Origin of the sequence: Shinella yambaruensis (assembly GCF_022899355.1) — a bacterium.
In the GTDB taxonomy this organism is placed as follows: Bacteria; Pseudomonadota; Alphaproteobacteria; order Rhizobiales; family Rhizobiaceae; genus Shinella; species Shinella yambaruensis.
In genome coordinates, this window is sequence record NZ_JALJCK010000019.1 from 1 (window position 1) to 21,611 (window position 21,611).

The 21,611-nt window shown below is 66.4% G+C and carries 19 protein-coding genes; 7 read left to right on the forward strand and 12 right to left on the reverse strand.

The features are described 5' to 3' along the window. Nucleotides 1–202 precede the first annotated feature (202 nt). The gene (locus tag MUU56_RS29680; RefSeq protein ID WP_245081913.1) at nt 203–781 is read left to right on the forward strand and encodes a GNAT family N-acetyltransferase; all 579 of its coding nucleotides are present in this window, start codon (nt 203–205) and stop codon (nt 779–781) included. Nucleotides 782–797: 16 nt separating this feature from the next. Here MUU56_RS29680 and MUU56_RS29685 read toward each other — a convergent pair whose 3' ends face one another. The 3 genes from MUU56_RS29685 to MUU56_RS29695 form a co-directional block, all read right to left on the reverse strand. Next, a complete protein-coding gene (locus tag MUU56_RS29685; protein ID WP_425314255.1) occupies nt 798–2,216 on the reverse strand; it encodes an MBL fold metallo-hydrolase RNA specificity domain-containing protein in 1,419 nt (472 codons plus the stop codon). After that, the gene (locus tag MUU56_RS29690; RefSeq protein ID WP_245081915.1) at nt 2,195–4,561 is read right to left on the reverse strand and encodes a phosphoketolase family protein; all 2,367 of its coding nucleotides are present in this window, start codon (nt 4,559–4,561) and stop codon (nt 2,195–2,197) included. Before MUU56_RS29690 ends, MUU56_RS29685 begins: the two co-directional genes overlap by 22 nt. A 75-nt stretch (nt 4,562–4,636) precedes the next feature. After that, nucleotides 4,637–4,975: a hypothetical protein gene (locus MUU56_RS29695; RefSeq protein ID WP_245081916.1), complete on the reverse strand. Its 339-nt coding sequence runs from the start codon at nt 4,973–4,975 to the stop codon at nt 4,637–4,639. Nucleotides 4,976–5,182: 207 nt separating this feature from the next. Between MUU56_RS29695 and MUU56_RS29700 the strand changes: the two genes are divergently transcribed. From MUU56_RS29700 to MUU56_RS29715, 4 genes are read left to right on the forward strand one after another with little or no spacing between them, the layout of a single operon-like run. Then, the gene (locus MUU56_RS29700; protein ID WP_245081917.1) at nt 5,183–6,583 is read left to right on the forward strand and encodes a bifunctional enoyl-CoA hydratase/phosphate acetyltransferase; all 1,401 of its coding nucleotides are present in this window, start codon (nt 5,183–5,185) and stop codon (nt 6,581–6,583) included. After that, on the forward strand, nt 6,571–7,761 hold the full coding sequence (locus tag MUU56_RS29705; RefSeq protein ID WP_398433060.1) for an acetate/propionate family kinase: 1,191 nt from the start codon (nt 6,571–6,573) through the stop codon (nt 7,759–7,761). The genes MUU56_RS29700 and MUU56_RS29705 overlap by 13 nt, the downstream gene beginning before the upstream one ends. A gap of 58 nt (nt 7,762–7,819) precedes the next feature. Further along, on the forward strand, nt 7,820–8,686 hold the full coding sequence (locus tag MUU56_RS29710; protein WP_245081919.1) for a universal stress protein: 867 nt from the start codon (nt 7,820–7,822) through the stop codon (nt 8,684–8,686). A gap of 43 nt (nt 8,687–8,729) precedes the next feature. Next, on the forward strand, nt 8,730–11,447 hold the full coding sequence (locus MUU56_RS29715) for an HAD-IC family P-type ATPase (RefSeq protein WP_245081925.1): 2,718 nt from the start codon (nt 8,730–8,732) through the stop codon (nt 11,445–11,447). A gap of 52 nt (nt 11,448–11,499) precedes the next feature. Here the strand turns inward: MUU56_RS29715 and MUU56_RS29720 are convergent, their stop codons facing one another. Next, nucleotides 11,500–12,330 carry a universal stress protein gene (locus MUU56_RS29720; protein ID WP_245081926.1) on the reverse strand — a complete coding sequence of 277 codons (831 nt, stop codon included), beginning with the start codon at nt 12,328–12,330 and terminating at the stop codon, nt 11,500–11,502. A gap of 280 nt (nt 12,331–12,610) precedes the next feature. Here MUU56_RS29720 and arsC point away from each other — a divergent pair, with 280 nt between their 5' ends. Next, nucleotides 12,611–13,033, forward strand: coding sequence for an arsenate reductase (glutaredoxin) (gene arsC / locus MUU56_RS29725; protein ID WP_245082024.1), 423 nt, complete (start codon nt 12,611–12,613; stop codon nt 13,031–13,033). A gap of 84 nt (nt 13,034–13,117) precedes the next feature. Here arsC and MUU56_RS29730 read toward each other — a convergent pair whose 3' ends face one another. The 7 genes from MUU56_RS29730 to MUU56_RS29760 all read right to left on the reverse strand — a co-directional run bounded on the left by MUU56_RS29730 (nt 13,118) and on the right by MUU56_RS29760 (nt 19,489). Continuing rightward, nucleotides 13,118–13,444: a cupin domain-containing protein gene (locus tag MUU56_RS29730; RefSeq protein WP_245081927.1), complete on the reverse strand. Its 327-nt coding sequence runs from the start codon at nt 13,442–13,444 to the stop codon at nt 13,118–13,120. Between the two features lie 10 nt (nt 13,445–13,454). Further along, nucleotides 13,455–14,210 carry a 2-dehydro-3-deoxy-D-gluconate 5-dehydrogenase KduD gene (gene kduD, locus MUU56_RS29735; RefSeq protein WP_245081928.1) on the reverse strand — a complete coding sequence of 252 codons (756 nt, stop codon included), beginning with the start codon at nt 14,208–14,210 and terminating at the stop codon, nt 13,455–13,457. Then, nucleotides 14,207–15,049 carry a 5-dehydro-4-deoxy-D-glucuronate isomerase gene (gene kduI / locus MUU56_RS29740; RefSeq protein WP_245081929.1) on the reverse strand — a complete coding sequence of 281 codons (843 nt, stop codon included), beginning with the start codon at nt 15,047–15,049 and terminating at the stop codon, nt 14,207–14,209. The genes kduD and kduI overlap by 4 nt, the downstream gene beginning before the upstream one ends. Nucleotides 15,050–15,079: 30 nt before the next feature. Beyond that, entirely contained in the window at nt 15,080–15,811 is a 732-nt protein-coding gene (locus tag MUU56_RS29745) for an ATP-binding cassette domain-containing protein (protein ID WP_245082026.1), read from the reverse strand. Continuing rightward, on the reverse strand, nt 15,811–16,830 hold the full coding sequence (locus MUU56_RS29750; protein WP_245081930.1) for an ABC transporter permease: 1,020 nt from the start codon (nt 16,828–16,830) through the stop codon (nt 15,811–15,813). Before MUU56_RS29750 ends, MUU56_RS29745 begins: the two co-directional genes overlap by 1 nt. A gap of 69 nt (nt 16,831–16,899) precedes the next feature. Next, a complete protein-coding gene (locus tag MUU56_RS29755; protein WP_245081931.1) occupies nt 16,900–17,850 on the reverse strand; it encodes a sugar ABC transporter substrate-binding protein in 951 nt (316 codons plus the stop codon). Between the two features lie 124 nt (nt 17,851–17,974). Beyond that, complete coding sequence (locus MUU56_RS29760) at nt 17,975–19,489, reverse strand: aldehyde dehydrogenase family protein (protein WP_245081933.1); 1,515 nt, start codon at nt 19,487–19,489, stop codon at nt 17,975–17,977. 123 nt (nt 19,490–19,612) lie between these two features. On the opposite strand from MUU56_RS29760, the gene MUU56_RS29765 reads away from it, so the two are divergent. Then, nucleotides 19,613–20,314 (forward strand): GntR family transcriptional regulator, encoded by a 702-nt coding sequence (locus MUU56_RS29765; protein ID WP_245081942.1) that lies wholly within the window; start codon nt 19,613–19,615, stop codon nt 20,312–20,314. A gap of 110 nt (nt 20,315–20,424) precedes the next feature. On the opposite strand, the gene MUU56_RS29770 is transcribed toward MUU56_RS29765, so the two are convergent. Then, entirely contained in the window at nt 20,425–21,501 is a 1,077-nt protein-coding gene (locus tag MUU56_RS29770) for a LacI family DNA-binding transcriptional regulator (protein WP_245081944.1), read from the reverse strand. Nucleotides 21,502–21,611 lie beyond the last annotated feature (110 nt).

The following is a 21,611-nucleotide window of genomic DNA, read 5'->3' on the forward strand; positions in this document are numbered from 1 at the left end:
CTGCCTGGCCGTCGAGGCGGACGTCGGGGAAGTGGAATGAACATCTGCGGCAGTCATGGCTACGTCTCCCGGAGTTCGAAGGTCTGGAAAGACTGCACCCGATCCCCCCGCTCCGCCTTGACCCGTGTCAAAGCCGGGGCGCGGCGACGGGTGCACAATGACCGGTATCCGTAATCAATCGAACCGTGCGAAGGAGACTGTGATGACGACTCTCGTTTACGAGGAACCGGAGCGGGCAGGCGGCGCATCCGCGCGGGATGCCGCCGACCTCTGGAGCTGCGATCTGGTCACCCGCAGCGGGCTCGTGCTCCACATTCGCCCGGTCCGCCCCGAGGACGAGGCGCTTCTGGCCGACTTCTTCGCCCATGTGGCACCCGCAGACCTGCGCTTCCGTTTCCTCGGTGGCGTGCGCGAGGTGAGCCATGAGCGCCTCCTCGCCATGACGCGGGTCGATCATCGTGCGACCGAACACTTCCTTGCCTTTGCCGATGGCGGCAAGGCGATCGTCGCGGCGGCGATGGTGGCCTGTGATCCGTCGATGACGAAGGCGGAGGTGGCGATCTCGGTTCGCGCCGAGGACAAGCACAAGGGCGTCGCGTGGGAAATGCTGCGCCATGCGGCGCGCTATGCGCAGGCCCGCGGCGTCGACGCGCTGGAATCGCTCGAGAGCCGCGAAAACTACGAGGCCATCGAACTCGAACGGGAACAGGGTTTCGTCGCTATCCCCTATCCCGACGACCCGACCCTCGTCCTGATCCGCAAGGACCTCCGCTCCGCCTGAGCCCGGCCTGCCGGGCTCACAACACGAATTCCTGGTCGAGCCGCGGCACGACGCTCGCCCATCCAAGCTCCCGCGCGATGCGGATACGCAACGCTTCGGAGGCTTCGGCCTCGCCATGCACGATGAAGACCTTGCGCGGCGGGCGCGGGCAGGCGGAGAGCCAACGCATCAGTTCGTCGGCATCGGCATGGGCCGAGAGCATGTCGAGATGCGCCACCTCCGCGTTGACCGGCACCCAGGCCCCATGGATCTTCAATTCCCTGGCGCCCTCCTGAAGCGAGCGGCCGCGCGTGCCGGCCGCCTGGAAGCCGGCAAGCAGGATGGTGTTGCGCGCATCGGGCGCGAACGCCTTGAGGTGATGCAGGACACGCCCGCCCGTCGCCATGCCCGAAGCGGAAATGACGATCTTGGGGAACCGGTTGGTGCTGATCGCCTTCGAGGCCTCGACGTCGTCGGTGTAGCGCGCGATGGAGAACACGTCCTTGCAGGTTTCCATGTCGAGGCGGTGATCCTGCATGTGCCGGCCCATCAACCCGGTCGCGTCGATGGCCATGGGACTGTCGAGGAACAGCGGGACGGCCGGGAGGCGGCCCGCCCGTTTCAGCTTCCAGAAATAGTAGAGCAGCTCCTGCGCCCTGCCGACGGCGAAGGCCGGGACGACGAGCGTGCCGCCGCGCTTGACCGTCCGGTCGATGACCGCTTGCAGGGCATCGGCCGGGTCGGTCCTGTCGTGGATGCGGTTGTCGTAGGTGGATTCGATGAGGATATAGTCGGCCTCCGGCGGCGGAGCCGGGTCCGGCATGAGCGGATCGCCGTAGCGGCCGATATCGCCGGAAAAGACGACCCGGCGGCCGCCCCATTCGAGGTCCACGCTCGCCGCGCCGAGAATGTGCCCGGCGGGACGGAAGCGGAAGGTCGCGCCATTGGCAAACCGCACCGTCTGCCCGAATTCCACGGTCGAGACATGCTCGACGGCCCGTTGCGCGTCCCGCACGCCATAGAGCGGAAGGGCCGGCTGGTGGCGCGACAGCTTGTGCCGGTTGAGGAAGTCCGCATCCTTTTCCTGCAGATGGCCGCTGTCCATGAGGATCAGTTCGGCGACATCGCGGGTGGCCGGCGTCGCGTAGACCTTGCCGCGATAGCCCTCGCGCACCAGCCGCGGCAGGTATCCGCTATGATCGAGATGGGCATGGGTGAGGATCACCGCGTCGATGGCGTGCGGGGAGACCGGCAAGGGCGTCCAGTTGAGATCACGCAGGTTCTTCAGGCCCTGGAAGAGACCGCAATCGATCAGGATGGATGCTCGCCCAGGGAAAGCAGATGCTTCGAGCCGGTGACGGTTCCGGCGCCGCCGAGCGATTTCAATGACAGCATGATCCCCTCCCCTCGCGGACCGCTTTGCCCACAACACGGCTATTGCCGCGGATAGGGCCATTTCCAGTCCCGGATTTCCGGCATGTCCTCGCCGTGCTCGCGCACATAGGCATGGTGCTCGGCAAGCTTGCCCTTCAGCCCGGCGACGATATCCGCCGCCTTCTCCCCCAGAACCGGCAGGCGTTCGACGGCCTCGATGGCGAGGTGGTAACGGTCGAGTTCGTTCATCACGGCCATGTCGAAGGGCGTCGTCGTCGTGCCCTCCTCGATGAAGCCCCTGACATGGATGTTCGCGTGGTTCGTGCGTTTGTAGACCAGGCGGTGGATGAGGTAGGGATAGCCGTGATAGGCGAAGATCACCGGCCGGTCGCGCGTGAAGACCCGATCGAAATCCCCGTCCGAGACACCATGCGGATGGTGCTGCGGCGATTGCAGCGCCATCAGGTCGACGACGTTGACGACGCGGATGCGCAGATGCGGCAGCGCCTGGCGCAGGAGGTCGACGGCGGCGAGGGTTTCCATCGTTGGCACGTCGCCGGCGCAGGCCATCACGATGTCGGGGCCGAGCCCTTCTTCCGTGCCCGCCCAGTCCCATATCCCGAGCCCGGCCTCGCAATGGCGCACAGCCTCGTCCATCGTCAGCCATTGCGGCGCCGGCTGCTTGCCGGCGACGATGACGTTGATGCGGTTCCAGGTCTTCAGGCAATGATCGCCGACCCAGAGCAGCGTGTTGGCGTCCGGCGGCAGGTAGACGCGCACGATATCCGCGCCCTTGTTGGCGACGAGGTCGACGAAACCGGGATCCTGATGCGAGAAGCCGTTGTGGTCCTGCCGCCAGACATGGGAGGTCAGGAGATAGTTGAGCGAGGAGACCGGCTTGCGCCAGGGCAGCTCGCGCGCGACCTTCAGCCACTTGGCATGCTGGTTGAACATCGAATCGACGATGTGGATGAAGGCCTCGTAGCAGGAGAAGAAGCCGTGGCGGCCGGTGAGAAGGTAGCCTTCCAGCCAGCCCTGGCAGAGATGTTCGCTGAGCACCTCCATGACGCGGCCGTCCGGCGCAAGATGATCGTCCGTCGGCAGCGTCTCGGCCATCCATATGCGATCCGTCGCCTCGAAGACGCTGCCGAGCCGGTTCGAGGCCGTCTCGTCCGGCCCGAAGACGCGGAAATTGTTCTCCGCCGCGTTCAGCCGGATCACATCGCGCAGACAATCGCCGAGAACCTTCGTCGCCTGCGCATCGACAGCGCCGGGCCGCTCCAAGGCGACCGCATAGTCGCCGATATCGGGCGTGCGCAGCGCCTTGCGCAGGATGCCGCCATTGGCGTGCGGGCTGGCGCCCATGCGGCGTTCGCCGCTCGGCGCGAGCGCCCCCAGGTCCGGCTTGAGGCGGCCGGCCGCGTCAAAGAGGTCTTCCGGATCGTAGCTGCGCATCCAGGCTTCGAGGATGTCGCGGTGGGCGGCGTTCGTGCGGCATTCGGAAACCGGCACCTGGTGTGAGCGCCAATGGTTCTCGACCACCTTGCCGTCCACCTCCTTCGGGCCCGTCCAGCCCTTGGGGCTGCGCAGCACGATCATCGGCCAGCGCGGCCTTCGGGCGGGATCGTCCTTCGCCGCGGCGCGGATGGCCGCGATGCGGTCGAAGGCCGTATCGAGCGCGGCCGCCATGTCCCGGTGCATGGCCTGTGGCTCGTGGCCTTCCACGAAGATCGGATCGTAGCCATAGCCGGTGAAGAGATGGGCAAGCTCTTCGTCCGGCAGGCGCGCCAGCACGGTTGGGTTGGCGATCTTGTAGCCGTTGAGATGCAGGATCGGCAGCACCGTGCCGTCCCGCACAGGGCTCAAAAACTTGTTGGAATGCCAGGCGGCGGCGAGCGGGCCGGTCTCGGCCTCGCCATCTCCTACCACGCAGGCGACGACGAGGTCGGGATTGTCGAAGGCCGCGCCATAGGCATGCACCAGCGCATAGCCGAGCTCGCCGCCCTCGTGGATCGAGCCCGGCGTCTCGGGCGCCGCATGGCTCGGGATGCCGCCGGGGAAGGAGAACTGCCGGAAGAGCTTTTTCAGCCCCGCCTCGTCCTCGCCGACTTCCGGATAGACTTCCGAATAGGTGCCCTCCAGATAGGTGTTGGCCACCATGCCGGGCCCGCCGTGGCCGGGGCCGCAGATGTAGAGGATGTCGGCATCGCGGGCCTTGATGATCCGATTGAGGTGGACGTAGATGAAATTGAGACCCGGCGTGGTGCCCCAGTGGCCGAGAAGGCGCGGCTTCACATGCTCCGCCTTCAGCGGCTCGCGCAGCAGCGGATTGTCCATCAGGTAGATCTGGCCGACGGAAAGATAATTGGCCGCCCGCCAGTAGCGATCGATCAGCGCGAGGTCCCCGGTGTTCGGATCGTTTGCCATGCACTCTCTCCCTGCCGCCTGTTCGAAGGCTTCAACGTCCATTCTGTCCGGTTTGCTCCGAAAAAGCGGAGATGCTTATTGCGGCAGTGCCCGGTCCACGATCAGCTGCTCGCAGGCCGTGTCCGTGATCGCGTCGACGCCGCGGCGCAATTCGTCGAGACCGGCCACGACGGATTTCTCGGCGAACTCCGTCTGGCAGACCAGCATGTTGAGGGGATCGTCGCATTCGGCGAGATTCTGGAGATAGGCGGACTGGTCCTGAAGCAGGCGCGACGATGCCCCGAGCCATTGCCGGTACATCGCAATGCCGATCTCGAACGGCATGCGGAACAGCGGGTCGGCGCCAACAGGAACCATCGGCCAGGTGAAGGCGGATGCAACTCGCTCCGCATCCGTCGTATTGCCATGAGACATGACGAACTCCCGTTTTCCGTTTCGACATGGTGTCATTCTAGGCGGTTTGGCGCAATGAAACTTGATCTGTGTCAAAGGACGTGGAGACTGCCCTCTATAGGGTGGCGCCATCCGCCGGGCTGGTGCGCCATCACCCGAACCCGGCCCCCGCCCTGAACACCGCTCGCGGATAGCCGGGCAGCCATGTCTTGCAAAGGTGAACCGCCGATGGACGACTTTCTCCGCAACAGGACCTTCGATGAGCTGCAGCCCGGCGATACGGCCTCGATCGTCCGGCTCGTCGGGCACGACGACATCGACCTGTTCGCCGCCATCTCCGGCGACCAGAACCCGGCGCATCTCGACGCAGCCTTCGCGAAAACCGGCCTCTTCGGCCATGTCGTCGCCCATGGCATGTGGACGGCGGCCCTCGTCTCGGCCGTGCTCGGCACGCGGTTGCCGGGGCCGGGTACGATCTATCTCGGCCAGGACCTGCAGTTCCGCAAGCCCGTCGCCCCCGGCGACACCATCACCGCCACCGTCACGGTGAAGGAGAAGCAGCCGCAAAAACGCATCGTCGTGCTCGATACGGCCTGCACCAACCGCGAGGGCGAGGTCGTGCTGAAGGGGACGGCGACGGTGATCGCGCCGGAGCGCAGCATCGAATGGCCGCGCACGCGGCTGCCCGATGTATCGCTGAGAAGGCACGATCGCTACGAGGCCCTCGTGAAGCAGGCGCGGGCGCTTCCTTCGATCCGGGCCGCCATCGTGCATCCCTGCTCGGCCGCGGCCATCACCGGCGCTCTGGAAGCGCGCGAGGCGGGTCTGCTGGAACCGATCCTCGTCGGGCCGGAGGGCAAGATCCGGGCCGCCGCCGAAGCCGCGCAGGTCTCTCTCGACGGCATCGAGATCGACCCTGTCGCCCACAGCCATGCCGCGGCCGCGCGCGGCGTCGAGCTTGCCGTGGCGGGCAAGGTCGCCGTGCTGGTCAAGGGCAGCCTGCACACGGACGAGCTTCTCGGCGCCGTCGTCGCACCCGGCTCGGGCCTTCGCACCGAGCGGCGCATCAGCCATGTCTATGCCATGGACGTCCCGGCCTACGACAAGCCGCTTATCGTCACCGACGCGGCGATCAACATCCAGCCGACGCTGGAGCACAAGCGCGACATCTGCCAGAACGCGGTCGATCTCCTGCGCCGCCTCGGCATGGCGGAGCCGAAGGTGGCGGTGCTTGCCGCCGTCGAGACCGTGAACCCGAAGATGCCGGCGACGCTCGACGCCGCGGCGCTGACCGTGATGGCGGCGCGCGGGCAGATCACCGGCGCGAAGGTCGACGGGCCGCTCGCCTTCGACAATGCCATCAGCGTGGACGCCGCCCGCACCAAGGGCATCGTCTCCCCCGTCGCGGGCGAGGCCGACATCCTGCTCGTGCCGGACCTCGAGGCCGGCAACATGCTGGCCAAGCAGCTCATCTATTTCGCCGGTGCCACGGCGGCCGGGCTGGTGCTGGGCGCGCGGGTGCCCATCGTGCTGACCAGCCGTTCCGATCCGCTTTCGGCCCGCATCGCTTCGGCGGCGCTCGCCAAGATGGCCGCCGCGCCGTATCCGGCGGAGGGATTGCCCGCGTGAAGACCCTGCTGACCTTCAATGCCGGCTCCTCCACCGTGAAGATCGGCCTGTTCGCGCTTCGTGCCGGCGGTCCGGACCGGATTGCCCGCGGCGTAATCGATTTTCGCCACGATCCGCTGACGCTTCGGGTGAGCGAGGGGGAACGGCGGATCGAAACCGCGCTGGAAGCCCGGCCGGACGAGGATCTGAGCGGCATCCTGTCGGAGACCCTGGCTGTCCTCGGCCGCCACTTCGACCTGGGCGACGTGGCAGCGGCCGGGCACCGCGTCGTGCATGGCGGCGACCGGTTCGACGGCCCCGTGCCCCTCGATGCGGACACGATCGCGGCGGTCGACGCGCTGACGGCGCTGGCGCCGCTCCACCAGCCGCAGAGCCTGCGCCTGATCCGCGCGATCGCCGGCCTGCTGCCGGACCTGCCGCAGACCGCCTCCTTCGACACCGCCTTCCATCGGACGAACGACGCGCTCGTGCGCCGCTTCGCCATCCCGCGGGCCCTCCATGACCGCGGCATCAAGCGCTACGGCTTCCACGGCCTTTCCTACAGGTTCATCGCCAGCGAACTGGCCCGCGTGGCGCCGGAGGCGGCCAGCGGCCGGGTCGTGGTCGCCCATCTCGGCAGCGGCGCGAGCCTGTGCGGCATGCTTGGCGGCATCAGCCGCGACACCAGCATGGGCTTTTCGACCCTCGACGGCATCCCGATGGCGACGCGCTGCGGCGCGCTCGATCCCGGCGTGCTTTTGCATCTCCTGCGGCGCGAAGGACGGATGCCGACCGAGGTGGAAGACCTCCTCTACCACGAATCCGGCCTCCTCGGCGTCTCCGGCATCAGCGCCGACAGCCGCGACCTTCTTGCCAGCGATGCGCCGGAGGCGAGGGAGGCGATCGACCTCTTCACCTTCCGCATCGCCGGCGAGATCGCCCGGCTCGCCGCAACGCTCGGCGGCCTCGATGCCGTCGTCTTCACCGCCGGCGTCGGCGAGAACCAGCCGGCGGTACGGGCCGCTGTCTGCAAGCGGCTCGGCTGGCTCGGCCTCGATCTCGATCCCGCCGCCAATGCCGCGAACACGACCCGCATCGGCACCCCGGCAAGCCGCATCGCCGCCTTCGTCATCGCCACCGACGAGGAACAGGTGATCGCCGAGGAAACCATCTCGATCCTGGGGGACACCGCCGGGTGAGCCCCGCCGCCATCAACCGCGCTGCCTCGCTGCGCCAACGCGACAAGGAAACGTGCCCATGGCCGAAACGCCCCCTCGCCACCTTCTTCTTGCAACGGACCTCAGCGCACGCTGCGACAGGGCGCAGGACCGTGCGCTCGACCTCGCGCGGGCATGGAAGGCGAAGCTGACGATCGTGCATGCGCTCGACGTCGTGAGCATGACCGCCGCCGCCTCCACCGTCCTCGCCGCCGCCAGGCGGCGCGCGTCCAACCATCTCGATCGCGAGTTCGCGGATGTCGGCGATATCGCCTGGGATGTCGATATCCGCGAAGGAGAACCGGCCGACGTCATCCTCGCCGTCGCGCGCGAAAGGAAGTGCGACATGATCGTCACCGGCATTGCCGGCAACGATGCGCTGGGGCACATGCTGGTCGGCGGCACGACGGCAAGCGTGGTGCGCCAGGCCGGCCTGCCGGTGCTGGTGGTGAAGAAGCGGGCGCGGCAGGCCTATCGCCGCATCGTGGTAGCCAGCGATCTCTCTGAAGCCTCCGCCGGCGCGTTCCAAATGGGCGCCCTGCTCTTCCCGCCGTCGTGCATCACGCTTTTCCACGCCTTCGACATACCGTTCCGCAGTTTTCTCGACGACAAGGATGGTTCCGAACAAGGCCGGGCGAACCTGGCGCGGAAGGATGCGAAGACCTTCCTCGCAAGCCACCTGCCGGAAGGAGGAGAGGATGTCGGCATCCAGGTGGCCCATGGCGATCCCGCGACCCTTCTGGCGGAATTCGCGGTGAGGGAAGACATCGACCTGCTCCTTTCCGGCACTTACGGGCGGACCGGCCTTCTCGGCGCGCTGATCGGCAGCGTCGCCGAGGCGCTTCTCGACGGGGTGGAGTGCGACGTGATGATCGTCCCCGGCAGAGGCGTGCGATCGGATGGATGACGGGCATAGCGGAAAAGGAGGCATGATGGCGAAGGAGAAGGGCATGAGCGCAGTCGATATTCAACCCCGCCCGCAGGCTTGGCACGCCCGCACGAAGGAAGAGACCTGCGCGGCGCTGGCGACGGGCCTCGACGGCCTCGGCCACGACGAGGCCGGGCGCCGCCTAGGCACCCATGGCCCCAACCAGCTGCCGGCCACCGCCCGCACGCATCCGGTCCTGCGCTTCCTTGCGCAGTTCAACAACGCGCTCATCTATTTCCTCCTGTCGGCCGCGCTTGCCGCCATGCTGCTCGGCCATGTCATCGACGGCGTGGTCATCGTCATCGTCGTCGTGGTCAACGCGGTGGTCGGTTTCATCCAGGAGGGCAAGGCCGAGCGGGCTCTGGACGCGATCCGCGACATGATCGCCCCGCACACCGTCGTCGTGCGCGAAGGTGAACGGCACACCGTCGATGCCCGCGAGATCGTTCCCGGCGACGTCGTCGTGCTGGAGGCGGGCGACAAGGTGCCGGCCGACATCCGGCTCATCAGGGCGCGCGGGCTCAGCGCGGACGAGGCGATCCTGACGGGCGAGTCCGTGCCCGCCGAAAAGCGGGAGGAGACGGTGCCGGCCGACACCGCGCTCGGCGACCGGCTGCCGATCCTCCATTCCGGCACCCTCATCACCACCGGCCAGGGGCACGGCGTCGTGGTGGCGACGGGCAGCCGCACCGAGATCGGCCGCATTTCCAACCTCATCGGCAACGTGCAGACGCTGACCACGCCGCTGCTGCGCCAGATCAACGAATTCGGCCGGTTCTTCACCTGGTTCGCCATCGGCACGGCCGCCATCCTCTTCGTCTTCGCCGTGCTGGTGAGACATTACGACTGGCTCGACGCGCTGATGGTGGTCGTGGCGCTCGCCGTCGGCGTCGTGCCGGAAGGGCTGCCGGCCGTCATCACCATCACGCTGGCGATCGGCGTGCGGCGGATGGCGGCGCGCAATGCCGTGGTGCGCCGGCTGCCGGCCGTCGAGACGCTCGGCGCGACCTCGGTGATCTGCTCCGACAAGACGGGCACGCTGACGAAGAACGAGATGACCGTGCGCCATGTCGTGACGGCCGGGGGCGTGACGGAGCTTGCCGGCGCGGGCTATGCGCCGGAGGGCAAGCTTGCGGCCCCGGACGGCGGCGCGGCACGGCCGGACCCGGTCCGCGACGCACTCATCCGCGCCGCCCTGCTGTGCAACGACGCGCGGCTCATCGAGCGTGACGGACAGTGGGCGGTGCTGGGCGACCCCATGGAAGGCGCGCTCGTCACGCTTGCCGCGAAAGCCGGGCTGCATCCGGAGACCGAACGCGAGATCTGGGGCCGGCTGGACGAGATTCCGTTCGATGCCCAGCACCGTTTCATGGCGACGCTGCACGACGATCCGGACGGCACGCGCCGCATCTTCGTCAAGGGCGCGCCCGAACGGGTGCTGGCCATGTGCACGAACCAGGCAGGCGAAGGCGCACCGGGCGCCATCGACCCCGCCTACTGGCGCCAGCGCATCGACGCGGCCGCCGCCGAGGGCGAGCGCGTGCTCGGCTTCGCGGTCGGGACCGCCGGACGGGACGTCGAGCGGCTGACCTTCGCCATGGTCGAGACCGGCCTGACCTTCCTCGGCGTCGCGGGCTTCATCGACCCGCCGCGCGAGGAGGCCATCGCGGCGGTGGCCGAATGCCGCTCCGCCGGCATCGCCGTCAAGATGATCACCGGCGACCACAACGGCACCGCCGTCGCCATCGCCCGCAAGCTCGCCATCGCCGACGATCCGAAGGCGCTCGAGGGCAGCGCGCTCGACGCCATGACGGACGAGGACCTGCGCCGGATCGTCGAGGAGGTCAGCGTCTTCGCCCGCGCGACGCCCGAGCACAAGCTGCGCATCGTGCGCGCCCTCCAGGCGAACGGCCATATCGTCGCCATGACCGGCGACGGCGTCAACGACGCGCCGGCGGTCAAGCAGGCCGATGTCGGCGTCGCCATGGGCCGCAAGGGCACGGAGGCGGCCAAGGAGGCCGCCCAGATGGTGCTGCTCGACGACAATTTCGCCTCCATCGTCGCCGCCGTGCACGAGGGCCGCACGGTCTACGACAATATCCGCAAGGTGATCGGCTGGACGCTGCCCACCAATGGCGGCGAGGTGCTGTGCGTGATCTTCGCGATCCTCCTCGGCCTGACGCTGCCGATGACGCCGGTGCAGATCCTCTGGATCAACATGATCCTCACCGTCACGCTCGGCCTGGTGCTCGCCTTCGAGCCCTCGGAGCCCGGCGTCATGCGCCGCCCGCCGCGCCGGCGCGACGCGCCGATCCTCTCGCGCTTCCTCGTCTGGCGCATCGCCTTCGTCTCCCTCATCTTCATGCTCGGCGTCTTCGGCATCTTCGAATACGCGCTCCACAGGGGCTATGCCGAGGACGGCGCGCGCACCATGGTGGTCAACATGCTGGTGGTGATGGAGATCTTCTACCTGTTCAACGTGCGATACCTGCACCGCACGTCATTCAGCCTGATCGGCGCCATGGGCACACCCGCCGTGCTCGCGGCCATCGCCGTAGTCGTCGCCGCGCAGCTCCTCTTCACCTTCGCTCCGTTCATGCACGCTCTCTTCGGCAGCGCACCGGTCGCCTTGACGGATGGCCTGCTGATCCTGGCGATCGGTTTGGTGACGATGGTGGTTCTGGAGCTTGAAAAGACGCTCATGCGAAAGGTGTCGCCGGCAATGTCCTGGAACGCCTGAACGGCGGCGGAAGCGCCCCGGCGCCGGGAGGGCGGCCGGGGCGCTTCGAGGGTCACCGCACCATGAAGACGGGCACGTCGCAGCTCTCCAGGATCGACGCGGTAACGCCGCCGAAGATCCGCTCGCGCAAACGCGAATGGCCATAGGCTCCCATGACGATCATGTCGCAGCCGAGTTCGAGCGCATGCTGGCGGATGACGTCTTCCGCCTCGCGCTCCCCGCTCGAGCGCTGCTCGACGACGACTTTCGCCCCATGGCGGGCCAGGAAGGCCGCCATGTCGGCGCCCGGCTCCTCGCCATTGCCGAAATAGGAGGTATCCGGATCGATGACGACGAGGCGGACTGCATCGGCCCCCACCAGCATCTCCATCGCGGCCTTCGCGGCGCTGGCAGCCTGCGGGCGGCCATTCCACGCCAGGAGGACGTTTTTCGGCTTCAGGCTGACACGGCCCGCCTTCGGCATCAGGAGAAGCGGTGTGCCGGAATGAAAAGCCGTGGCCGCAACGGCGGCGCTGCGCAGGTCGGCATCCGAACGGATCCCCTCGCCGGCAACGACGACGTCGGCATACATCGCACGCATGCCGATATTGCTTTCGATCATGTAGCGGTCATCGTAGAGGTGATCGATGCCGAAGGACAGTCCGCCTTTCCGGCAACGGTCCTCGGCCATGCGCCGGACGTCCATCAGCCCGTCGATCTCCTTCTGGCGCGCATCCAGCCACGCGGCCGCGGCCGGGTAGCTTGTACCGAACGGCGATATCGCGGTTCGCAGCGCCAGCACGGACAGGTGCCCCTCCAGCTCTGCCGTCAGTGCCACGGCCTTGTCGATATCCGCTTCGGTGTCTGTCGTGCCGATGAGCGAGAGTATGGTCTTGAAAGGCATTTTCGAGCTCCTTCGCCTGAATGGTTACCCAATGGAGGAGAAGCTAGCCTTCGACCCGGCCATGCTGCGATGATCTGCGTCAAAACCGCTGCGCGGATCTGCCGAGACTTGACGAGGGCAACGCAGCGGCCGATGGCTTGGTGCCCGCGCCGCTGGTCGCCGAGCTTGCGCCCTGCCGTCGATCCGAGGCGACACCACCATGAGCATGATCAGGCTGGAAACTGTCCCGAGCACCCACCCCTCTCACGACGACCATCCCGTTCTTCGAAAGGCACTGACCATGGACGCCGTCATCTACCACAACCCGTCCTGCGGAACGTCCCGCAACACGCTGGCGCTGATCCGCGCGGCCGGGATCGAGCCGACCGTCATCGAATACCTGCAAGTTCCGCCGACGCGCGAGCAGCTCGAAACGATGATCGCGGATGCCGGGCTGACCGTTCGGCAGGCCATCCGTGAGAAAGGCACGCCCCATGCCAAACTCGGCCTCGGTAATCCGGACCTGACCGACGACCAGCTGCTCGACGCGATGATCGAGACGCCGATCCTCATCAACCGCCCTTTCGTCGTGACATCGCTCGGCACCAGGCTGGCCCGTCCTTCCGAGGTCGTCCTCGACATCCTGCCCGACACCTTCAAGGGGCCGTTCTTCAAGGAGGACGGCGAGCAGGTTCTCGATCGGGAAGGAAGGCGCATCGCCTGACACATTTCCCGCGCGGCACCCGGCATTTTTCGTTCTACGGCCTCCGTGTCGCTTACCTTCATAAGAACGTCTCGATACGGTCCTTCACAGGAAGTCATCGCGGCGCGGCGTGAACGTGTCGATCAGCAGTCCCTTCGTCAAGGCGACCACGCCATGCACAAGATTGGGCGCGACGATGAAGCTGCCCCCCTGTTCGAGGCGTGTGGTGACGCCGTCCACCGTGACGTCGAACGCGCCTTCGGCGACGTAGCTGACTTGCGTGTGCGGATGCGAATGCAGGGCGCCGACGGCGCCCTCGTCGAAGCTGAAGGCAACGAGCATCAGTTCCGGGCGCTCGCTCAGCACCGCACGGCGGTTGCCGGGGGCGACTTCGGTCCAGACGGTATTCTCGGGCAGTGAATAGAACTGCATTTCGGTCCTCTCATCGGGCAAGCCATCCACCGTCGACCGGCAGGATGGCGCCATGTACATAGTCGGAGGCCGGGCTCGCAAGGAAAACCGCGGCACCGGCCATGTCCTCCGGCCGCGCCCAGCGGCCCGCCGGAATACGCTTCAGGATATCGGCATTGCGCTCGGCATCTGCCCGGAGCGCCATCGTGTTGTTGGTCTCGACATAGCCGGGGGCGATGGCATTCACATTGATGCCGCTCCCCGCCCATTCGTTGGCCAGAAGCCTGGTAATGCCGGCAAGGCCGCTCTTTGCCGCCGTGTAGGACGGCACGCGTATCCCGCCCTGGAAGGACAACATCGAGGCGATGTTGATGATCTTCGCCCGACGCTCCGCGGCCAGCGCGGCCCTTGCGAAGGCCTGGCACAGGAAGAAAACGGACTTGAGGTTGGTGTCGAGCACCGCGTCCCAGTCCTCCTCCGTGAAATCCAGCGAATCCCCCCGGCGGATGATGCCGGCATTGTTGACGAGAATGTCCGGCGTTGCGCCAGCCTCCAGCGCACCGGCAATGACCCTTGCCGCGCTGCCGGTCCGGGAAAGATCCGCCGAAACGGTGACAAATCTCCGGCCGAGGGAGCACACATCCGCCTCGGTTTGCGTTGTGGCGGAACGGCCGACGCCGACGATATCGGCGCCCGCATTCGCAAGCCCGACTGCGATGGCCTGGCCGATGCCGGTATTGGCACCGGTGACGATCGCCCAGCGGCCGGAGAGATCGAAGCGGCTCATCGCAGAGATTCCATCGGCACCTTGTCCATGTCGGTGAAGCTCATATTGTCGCCGGCCATGGCCCAGATGAAGGCGTAGCGGCCCGTTCCCGCGCCCGAATGGATCGACCAGCCGGGCGACAGCACCGCCTCGCGGTTCTTCAGCACGACATGCCGCGTCTCGCCCGGTTCGCCCAGGAAATGGAAGATGCGGGTCGCTTCCTGCATATCGAAGTAGAGGTAGACCTCCATGCGCCGGTCGTGCACATGGGCCGGCATGGTGTTCCAGACGGAGCCCGGCTCGAACATGGTGAGGCCGACGAGCAGCTGGCAGCTCTCGCAGACATCCGGGTGCACATACTGGTTGATGGTGCGGGCGTTGCATTCCTCCGCCGACCCCAGATGCACCTTCTTCGCCATGTCGCGGGTGATGTGCACCGTCGGGCAGGTCCGGTGCGCCGGCGCACTCAGGACGTAGAACAGCGCAGGCTCTGCGGGGTCGTCGCTTGCAAAGCCAAGCGTCCCCTCGCCCATGCCGACATAGACGGCCTCCTGGAAGCCGAGCGGATAGTTCCTGCCGCCGACGCTCACCGTGCCGGCACCACCGATATTGATGATGGCGGCCTCGCGGCGCTCGAGGAACTGGCCCGTGCCGGTTTCGGCGACATGACCGATCTCGAGTTTTTCGCCCGTCGGCACGACACCGCCGACGATCATGCGGTCGAGATGGCTATAGGTGAGGTTCACCTGACCGGGCTGGAACATCGCCTCGATGACGAAGCCGTCGCGAAGTCCCTGCGTGTTGCGCCGTGCGGCGTCCTGCGGCCCGACGACCTGGCGTACTGATACGGAAATAGTCACGGCATTGCCTCTTGCTTTCAGAAATGAAGATCAGGTGAGCACGACATATTCGGTGAGCTGGTTGATCGTCGTGTCCGCCTTGGCGACGTCGAAGACCTTGGTGCCATGGCTCATGATCACGAACCGGTCGCAAACCTGGTAGGCGTGGTAGATGTTGTGCGTCACCAGCACGCTGGAGACGTTCTCCGCCTTCAGCTTCAACACCTGGTTCAGCAGCGCCTCCGTCTCGCGCACCGAGAGCGCCGAGGTCGGCTCGTCCAGCAGCAGCACGCGCTTCTTGAAGTAGACGGCGCGCGCGATGGCGACGGCCTGCTTCTGGCCGCCCGAGAGATTTCCGACCAGCGTATCCGGTGAATCGATGCCGGAGATGTGAACGGCGTTCTGCAAAACCTCCATGGCGATATCGCGCATCTCGGCCTGCCGGAGAAAGCCGAAGCGGTCCGTCAGCTCCCGCCCCATGAAGATGTTGCGGGTGATTGAGAGGCTGTCGACCAGTGCGGTGTGCTGGTAGATCGTCTCGATGCCGGCATCCGCCGAATCCGACCGGCAGGTGAAGAGCGTCTTCCTGCCGTCGACGCTGAGATAACCGTCGGTCGGCTTGTGGATGCCCGAGATCAGGTTGACCGTGGTGGACTTGCCGGCGCCGTTGTCCCCGAGCAGGCCCACCACCTCGCCTTCACCGATGTGGAAGCTGAGATTGCGAAGGGCGGTGAGCGCACCGAAGCTCTTGGAGATGTTGTGCAGTTCGAGGAGATGAGACATCACGCAAGCCCTCGCCGCTCGATGAGATGGTTGAAGATGGCGGCCAGCACGATCAGCGTCGCGATGAACATGTCGAGGTAGAAGCCGGGCGCGCGCAGCAGCAGCAGCACATCCGTGATGGTGTGGATCAGCAGCACGCCGAGGAAGATGCCGATGATCGATCCGCGGCCGCCCCGCAACGACAGGCCGCCGATGACACAGGCGGCGATGGCCTGGAGTTCGAGGCCGGCGCCCTGCCCCGGCTGCACGCTGCCGACGCGGGCCGTGGCAAGAATGCCCGCCATGGCCGCCATGCCGCCGGCGATCGCAAAGGCGATGAGCTTGACGCGGTTGGTGTTGATGCCGATCGCCTCCGCCGCGCCGCGATTGCCGCCTGTCGCAAAGACATGGTTGCCGAAGCGGTGGCGGTGCAGCAGGAAATGGAAGCCGACGACGAACAGCACGATCCAGATGAAGGCGGCGTTGATGCCGAGCAGCGTGCCGGAAAACAGGCTCGTGAAGATCGGCTCGGGATCGAAGCGCACCTGCACCGCGCCGTTGTAGAGCAGCACGGCGCCGCGCCAGAACAGGAGGCCGCCAAGCGTGACGATGAAGGACGGCAGGCCGAAGCGCAGCGTGATATGGCCGTTGAGGAGGCCGATCATCAGGCCGACGACGATGCCGAGCGGCGCGGCGATGAACGCGCTCACGCCGGCGCCCACGAGGCTTGCCATCAGGACGGCGGTGAAGGTGTAGACGGAGCCGATGGAGAGATCGAACTCGCCCGCGATCATCAGCACGCCGGCACCGAGCGCCAGGCAGCCGAGCACGGGGATGGCCTTCATCAGGATCGTCAGGTTCTGCGGCGAGAGATAACGGAACTCGTTCGGATAGAGCAATGCGCCGGCGATGCAGACGATCTGCAGCGTCATGAAGACGAGGAAGATCGCGCCGGCGGGCATGCCCATGATCTTCCTGAGAGTGGATTGTCTTTGCGTGCGCGAACGGGGCGCGGCACTGTCGGCGAGGATAGGTGTCACGGTCTGGCACTCGATCGTTGGGGAACGGGGAACCCGCCGGGTCATGCCGGCAGGTTCCCTCGGGTCCGGTTAGCGGAAACTGCCGATCAGCGGCTTGACCGAGCTGATGCGCGACTTGTCGAGGAAGGCGCCCTGCCCGGTGTCGACATCCGTCGGGGTCAGCCCGTACTTCTTGGCAAGCGCGATCTGGGCGATCGGGTAGTAGCCCTGGAGGTAGGGCTGCTGGTCCATGGTCGCGAACATCGCGCCGGATTCCACGGCGTTGACGATCTCGACCGCCAGGTCGAAGCCGCCGAACGGGATGTCGACGCCGGCATCCTTGATGGCGCCGGCACCCACCGTCGAGGTGACCGAACCCGTGCCGAACAGCGCCTTCACGTTCGGATTGGCGATCAGGAACTGCGCGATGATGTTCTGCGCTTCCGCCGGGTCGAGACCGGCACGCACCGTTTCCACCTTGATGCCGTTTTCCGCCATGGCCTTCTCGATGCCGCCGCCACGGGCGACCGCGAAGCTCGCCTCCGGAATTTCGCGCGGATTGAAGACGACGTCGCCGGATTTCAGGCCGAATTCCTTGATCATGCGGTTGCCGAGTTCATAGCCCGAGGCGAACTCGTCCATGCCGACATAAGCCTGGCGGCAATTGCCCTTGGCGCCTTCGAGGTCGTCGTTGTTGAAGCCGATGACGATGATGCCGGCTTTCACCGCGGCGCAGATGCTCTCGTCGAAGGCATCCGACGAGGAGATCGCCACCGCGATGCCGTCGACGCCGCTGGCCGTCGCGCTTTCGATCAAGTCGTTCTGGCGCACCGGGTCGTTGTTGGCATATTGCACGTCGAGATCGACGCCGAACTGGCTGGCGGCGTCTTGCGCGCCCTTCACCACGGGATTAAAGAACTGGACACTCGGATCGAGGTAGATGATCATCGTGGCCTTGACGTCTGCGGCAAGCGCCGTAGATGCCATCATGGCGGCAAGGCCCGCGGCCATGGCCACGGTTTTCAACCTGGTCAATTTCATTTGCGTATCCTCCCTTTGGATGTGCAATGCGGGTCCCAAGGGACCCAGGTCCCGGCTGGCGGGCTCCGACCAAAGATCGCGCCAGCCGGGATTTTCCTCCTCCTGACCGCCGAACGGCAGCCGGTTATGCGAACCAGGGCGCAGGGCGCCCGAGCGTGACGTGCACGCCCTTGAACTGGGAATATTCGTCGAAGCCGTAGCGGCCGAGCTCGCGGCCGAGGCCGCTCTTCTTGTAGCCGCCGATGGGCAGCTCCGGCGTGCCGTCGATCACGCTGTTGATCCAGCAGCGGCCGGCGCGGATCCGGCGAATGCTCTGCAGCGCGTTTTCGAGATTGGTGGACCAGACGCTGGCCGACAGGCCGAACTCCGTGGCATTCGCCATCGCCACCGCCTCGTCCGCCGTCCTGAAGGTCAGCGTCGAGAGCACCGGCCCGAAGATCTCCTCGCGGGCAATCGACATGTCGGGCGTGACGCCCGCAAAGACGGTCGGCGCGTAATAGAGACCGGCCTGCCTGCCGACCCTCTCGCCGCCGAGCAGGAGTTCCGCGCCGGAGGCGACGCCCGCCTCGACATAGGAATGCACCTTCTCCGCATGGGCCTCCGAGATCAGCGCGCCGATCTTGGTGCGCTCGTTCAGCGGATCGCCGAAGGTGACCTTGCGGGAAATGTCGAGCAGGCGCTCCATCAGCGCATCGCGGATGCTTTCCTCGACCAGCAGGCGGCTGCCGGAAATGCAGCACTGGCCGGCATTGTGGTAGACGCCGTAGGCGATGCCGTCGGCAGCGGCTTCCAGGTCCGCGTCGGCGAAGACGATCTGCGGCCCCTTGCCGCCGAGCTCCAGCCCGACGCGCTTGACGCTGCGCGCCGCGATCTCGCCGAGCTTCGTGCCGACACGCACGGAGCCGGTGAACGCGACCATGTCGACACCGGGATCCTCCGCCAGCACCTGGCCGGCCGGATCGCCGTAGCCGGTGACGACGTTGAAGACGCCGTCCGGAATGCCGGCCTCGCGCGCCAGCTCCGCCATGCGGATCGAGGTGCCGGAGGTGAATTCGGAGGGCTTCAGCACCACCGTGCAGCCGGCGCCGATCGCCCACGGCACGCGCTCGGAGGCGATGATGAAGGGAAAATTCCACGGCGTGATGATGCCGACGACGCCGACCGGCTCGCGCAGCACGAGGCCGAGGCGATCATCGCCGATATTGTTGTGGCTCTGGCCTTCCAGCGCGCGGGCCTGGCCCGCGGCATAGGACCACAGGTCGGCGCAGAAGCCGATCTCGCCGCGCGCCTGGGCGATCGGCTTGCCGACCTCCAGGCTTTCCGCGAGCGCCAGGTCCTCCTGATGCGCAAGGATAAGGTCCGCCACCTTGAACATCAGGCGCGAGCGCTCGGCGCCCGACATGCGCGGCCAGGGGCCGGTATCGAAGGCCCGGCGCGCGGCGGCGACCGCCAGCCGCACATCATCCGCCGAGGCTTCCGGCCAGGTGCCGACCACGGCGCCGGCATGGCCGGGGCTCACGCGGTCGATCGTCCTGCCGGATGCCGCATCGACGGACTTGCCATCGACAAGCATCTGATAGCGGGATTTAATATTCAGCCGCGGGTCACGGGAATCGGGTGCAATGAAATTGGACAGCAATATCGTCTTCCGGCCGGCAAGATGGCGCCAGCCCTCCCTGTTGATCCGGTTCTCAGACCACCGGATTTTTGTTGCGCATGAATTGTATGGTACTGTATGGTGGCTTTAAATGGATGTCAACGCATGACGGCGGTAAAAGACGTGAACCTTGAATCCCTGAAGATCGATACCGGCGAAACCGCGGCGGCGCAGGTGGAACGGGACCTGCGCGAATCCATCATACGGCTGGAGCTCGCCCCCGGCACGCGGCTCTCCGAACAGGAGATCGCCACCCGCATGGGCGTCTCGCGCCAACCCGTTCGCGAGGCGCTGATCGCCCTCGGCAAGTCGAAGCTGGTGGATATCCGCCCGAACCGCGGCACCGTCGTGGTGCGCATCTCGGCGCGCCAGATGATGGAGGCGCGTTTCGTGCGCGAGGCCATCGAGACCGCCGTCGCGCGCCGCGCGAGCGAATCCTTCGACACCTGGACCCGGCGCAAGATCGACACGATCCTCGCCCGCCAGAAGGCCGCGCGCGATGCGAACGATCACAACGCCTTTCGTCGCGAGGACGAGCAGTTCCACATCGCGATTGCCGAAGGCGCCGGATGCGGCCTGGCCTGGAACGCGATCTCGGACATCAAGGCGCACATGGACCGCGTCTGCAACCTGCAGCTCCGCCATCCGGACTCGATGACACGGCTGATCGGCGAGCACGAGGCGATCATCAACGCCATCGACACGCGCGACGCCGAAACCGCCGAGGCCGCCATGCGCAGCCATCTCAACGGCATCCTCACGGACCTGCCGCAGATCGAGGCGGCCAACCCCGACCTTTTCGAATAGGGCGCGATCTGGAGCATTTCCGCTTTTCTCCGAATCGCGAATACGCTCTATCCGTTTGTTTTTTTCGCAATTCCCGACGCGAAACCGCTGCGCACTTTGCTGGAATTGCGCTAGCGAGCGGCTGTTTTCGCCGCCGTCGTGTCCCGGACCACGAGCGGCCCGTCGACCTTGATCGTCATGGCACGCGTCTGCTTGCCGTGGATCGCCATGTCGATGAGGATCTCGGCGGCCTTCTGGCCCATCTCGTAGTTGGGCAGGACAAGCGTCGAAAGCGGTGGATGGGTGTAGCGGGCGAGCTCCTGGTCGTCATAGCCCATGACGGAGAGGTCCTGCGGCACCCGCAGCCCCTTTTCCTGCGCCGCCTCCATGACGCCGATCGCCATCAGGTCGTTGCCGCAGAAGATCGCGGTCGGGGGATTGTCCAGGGAAAGCAGGTCGAGCCCGGCCTCGTAGCCGCGCAGCGGCAGCCAGTCGCCATCGCGCACCAGGCTCTCGTCAAAGGCGATGTCGGCGGTGGCAAGCGCCTGCTTGTAGCCCTTGAGACGGTCCATCGCCGCGTCCATCCAGGGCTCGCCGTTGATGAAGCCGATGCGTTTGTGGCCGAGCGCGGTCAGGTGCGCCGTCGCCGCAAAACCGCCCGCCACCTCGCCCGGCACGATCGCCACATGCTGGCGCGGCTCGCAATAGCAGTTGAGCAGCACGGTCGGGATGGATTTCAGCGCGGGCGGGACGGAGACCTTTCGCGTGAAGATCGTCGCATAGACGACGCCGGCAATGGCGGGGTCGCGCAGGACGGAGCGCAGCACCGCCTGCTCGAGGTCCGGATTGGAGCGCGTGGCATGGGCGGAAACCAGCAGTCCCTGCTCGAAGGCGTAGTCACGGATGCCGTCGAGGCTGACGACGGGATGGGGGCTGGTCGAGATTTCGTCGACGATGAAGGCGATCGTGTCCTTCTCCACCGTCGGGGCCGCCGCGACCGGACCGCGGGTCGCCGGTAATTTATAACCGATCTTATGAGCAGCCTCGCGCACCTTCTGCTGCGTCTCCGGCGAGATGCGCGAGCCGGACATCTCGTTGAGGACGAGCGAGACGCTGGATTGCGAGACGCCGGCAATCCGCGCGACATCCGTCATCGTCGGCCGTCCGCCGCCTTCCTTGCCCGAATTGCGCCCGTTACCCCTGGCCATGCGTCCGTTCCTCGCCTCGGCGTGCTTTGCACTGCACGCGGATTTTTTGCAAGTGCTCATAATTTTGGCTCTTGACTGCTAATATTATTAGCGCAAGATTTGCCCATGTG

Bases quoted from the DNA above. Each gene is read 5' to 3' on its own strand.
- arsC (WP_245082024.1), top strand. From the start codon at position 12,611: ATGGACGCCGTCATCTACCACAACCCGTCCTGCGGAACGTCCCGCAAC.
- MUU56_RS29690 (WP_245081915.1), bottom strand. From the start codon at position 4,561: ATGGCAAACGATCCGAACACCGGGGACCTCGCGCTGATCGATCGCTAC.
- MUU56_RS29695 (WP_245081916.1), bottom strand. From the start codon at position 4,975: ATGTCTCATGGCAATACGACGGATGCGGAGCGAGTTGCATCCGCCTTC.
- MUU56_RS29745 (WP_245082026.1), bottom strand. From the start codon at position 15,811: ATGTCTCATCTCCTCGAACTGCACAACATCTCCAAGAGCTTCGGTGCG.
- MUU56_RS29730 (WP_245081927.1), bottom strand. From the start codon at position 13,444: ATGCAGTTCTATTCACTGCCCGAGAATACCGTCTGGACCGAAGTCGCC.
- MUU56_RS29770 (WP_245081944.1), bottom strand. From the start codon at position 21,501: ATGGCCAGGGGTAACGGGCGCAATTCGGGCAAGGAAGGCGGCGGACGG.
- MUU56_RS29755 (WP_245081931.1), bottom strand. From the start codon at position 17,850: ATGAAATTGACCAGGTTGAAAACCGTGGCCATGGCCGCGGGCCTTGCC.
- MUU56_RS29680 (WP_245081913.1), top strand. From the start codon at position 203: ATGACGACTCTCGTTTACGAGGAACCGGAGCGGGCAGGCGGCGCATCC.
- MUU56_RS29700 (WP_245081917.1), top strand. From the start codon at position 5,183: ATGGACGACTTTCTCCGCAACAGGACCTTCGATGAGCTGCAGCCCGGC.
- MUU56_RS29720 (WP_245081926.1), bottom strand. From the start codon at position 12,330: ATGCCTTTCAAGACCATACTCTCGCTCATCGGCACGACAGACACCGAA.
- MUU56_RS29685 (WP_425314255.1), bottom strand. From the start codon at position 2,216: ATGGCCCTATCCGCGGCAATAGCCGTGTTGTGGGCAAAGCGGTCCGCG.
- MUU56_RS29765 (WP_245081942.1), top strand. From the start codon at position 19,613: ATGACGGCGGTAAAAGACGTGAACCTTGAATCCCTGAAGATCGATACC.
- kduD (WP_245081928.1), bottom strand. From the start codon at position 14,210: ATGAGCCGCTTCGATCTCTCCGGCCGCTGGGCGATCGTCACCGGTGCC.
- MUU56_RS29715 (WP_245081925.1), top strand. From the start codon at position 8,730: ATGAGCGCAGTCGATATTCAACCCCGCCCGCAGGCTTGGCACGCCCGC.
- MUU56_RS29710 (WP_245081919.1), top strand. From the start codon at position 7,820: ATGGCCGAAACGCCCCCTCGCCACCTTCTTCTTGCAACGGACCTCAGC.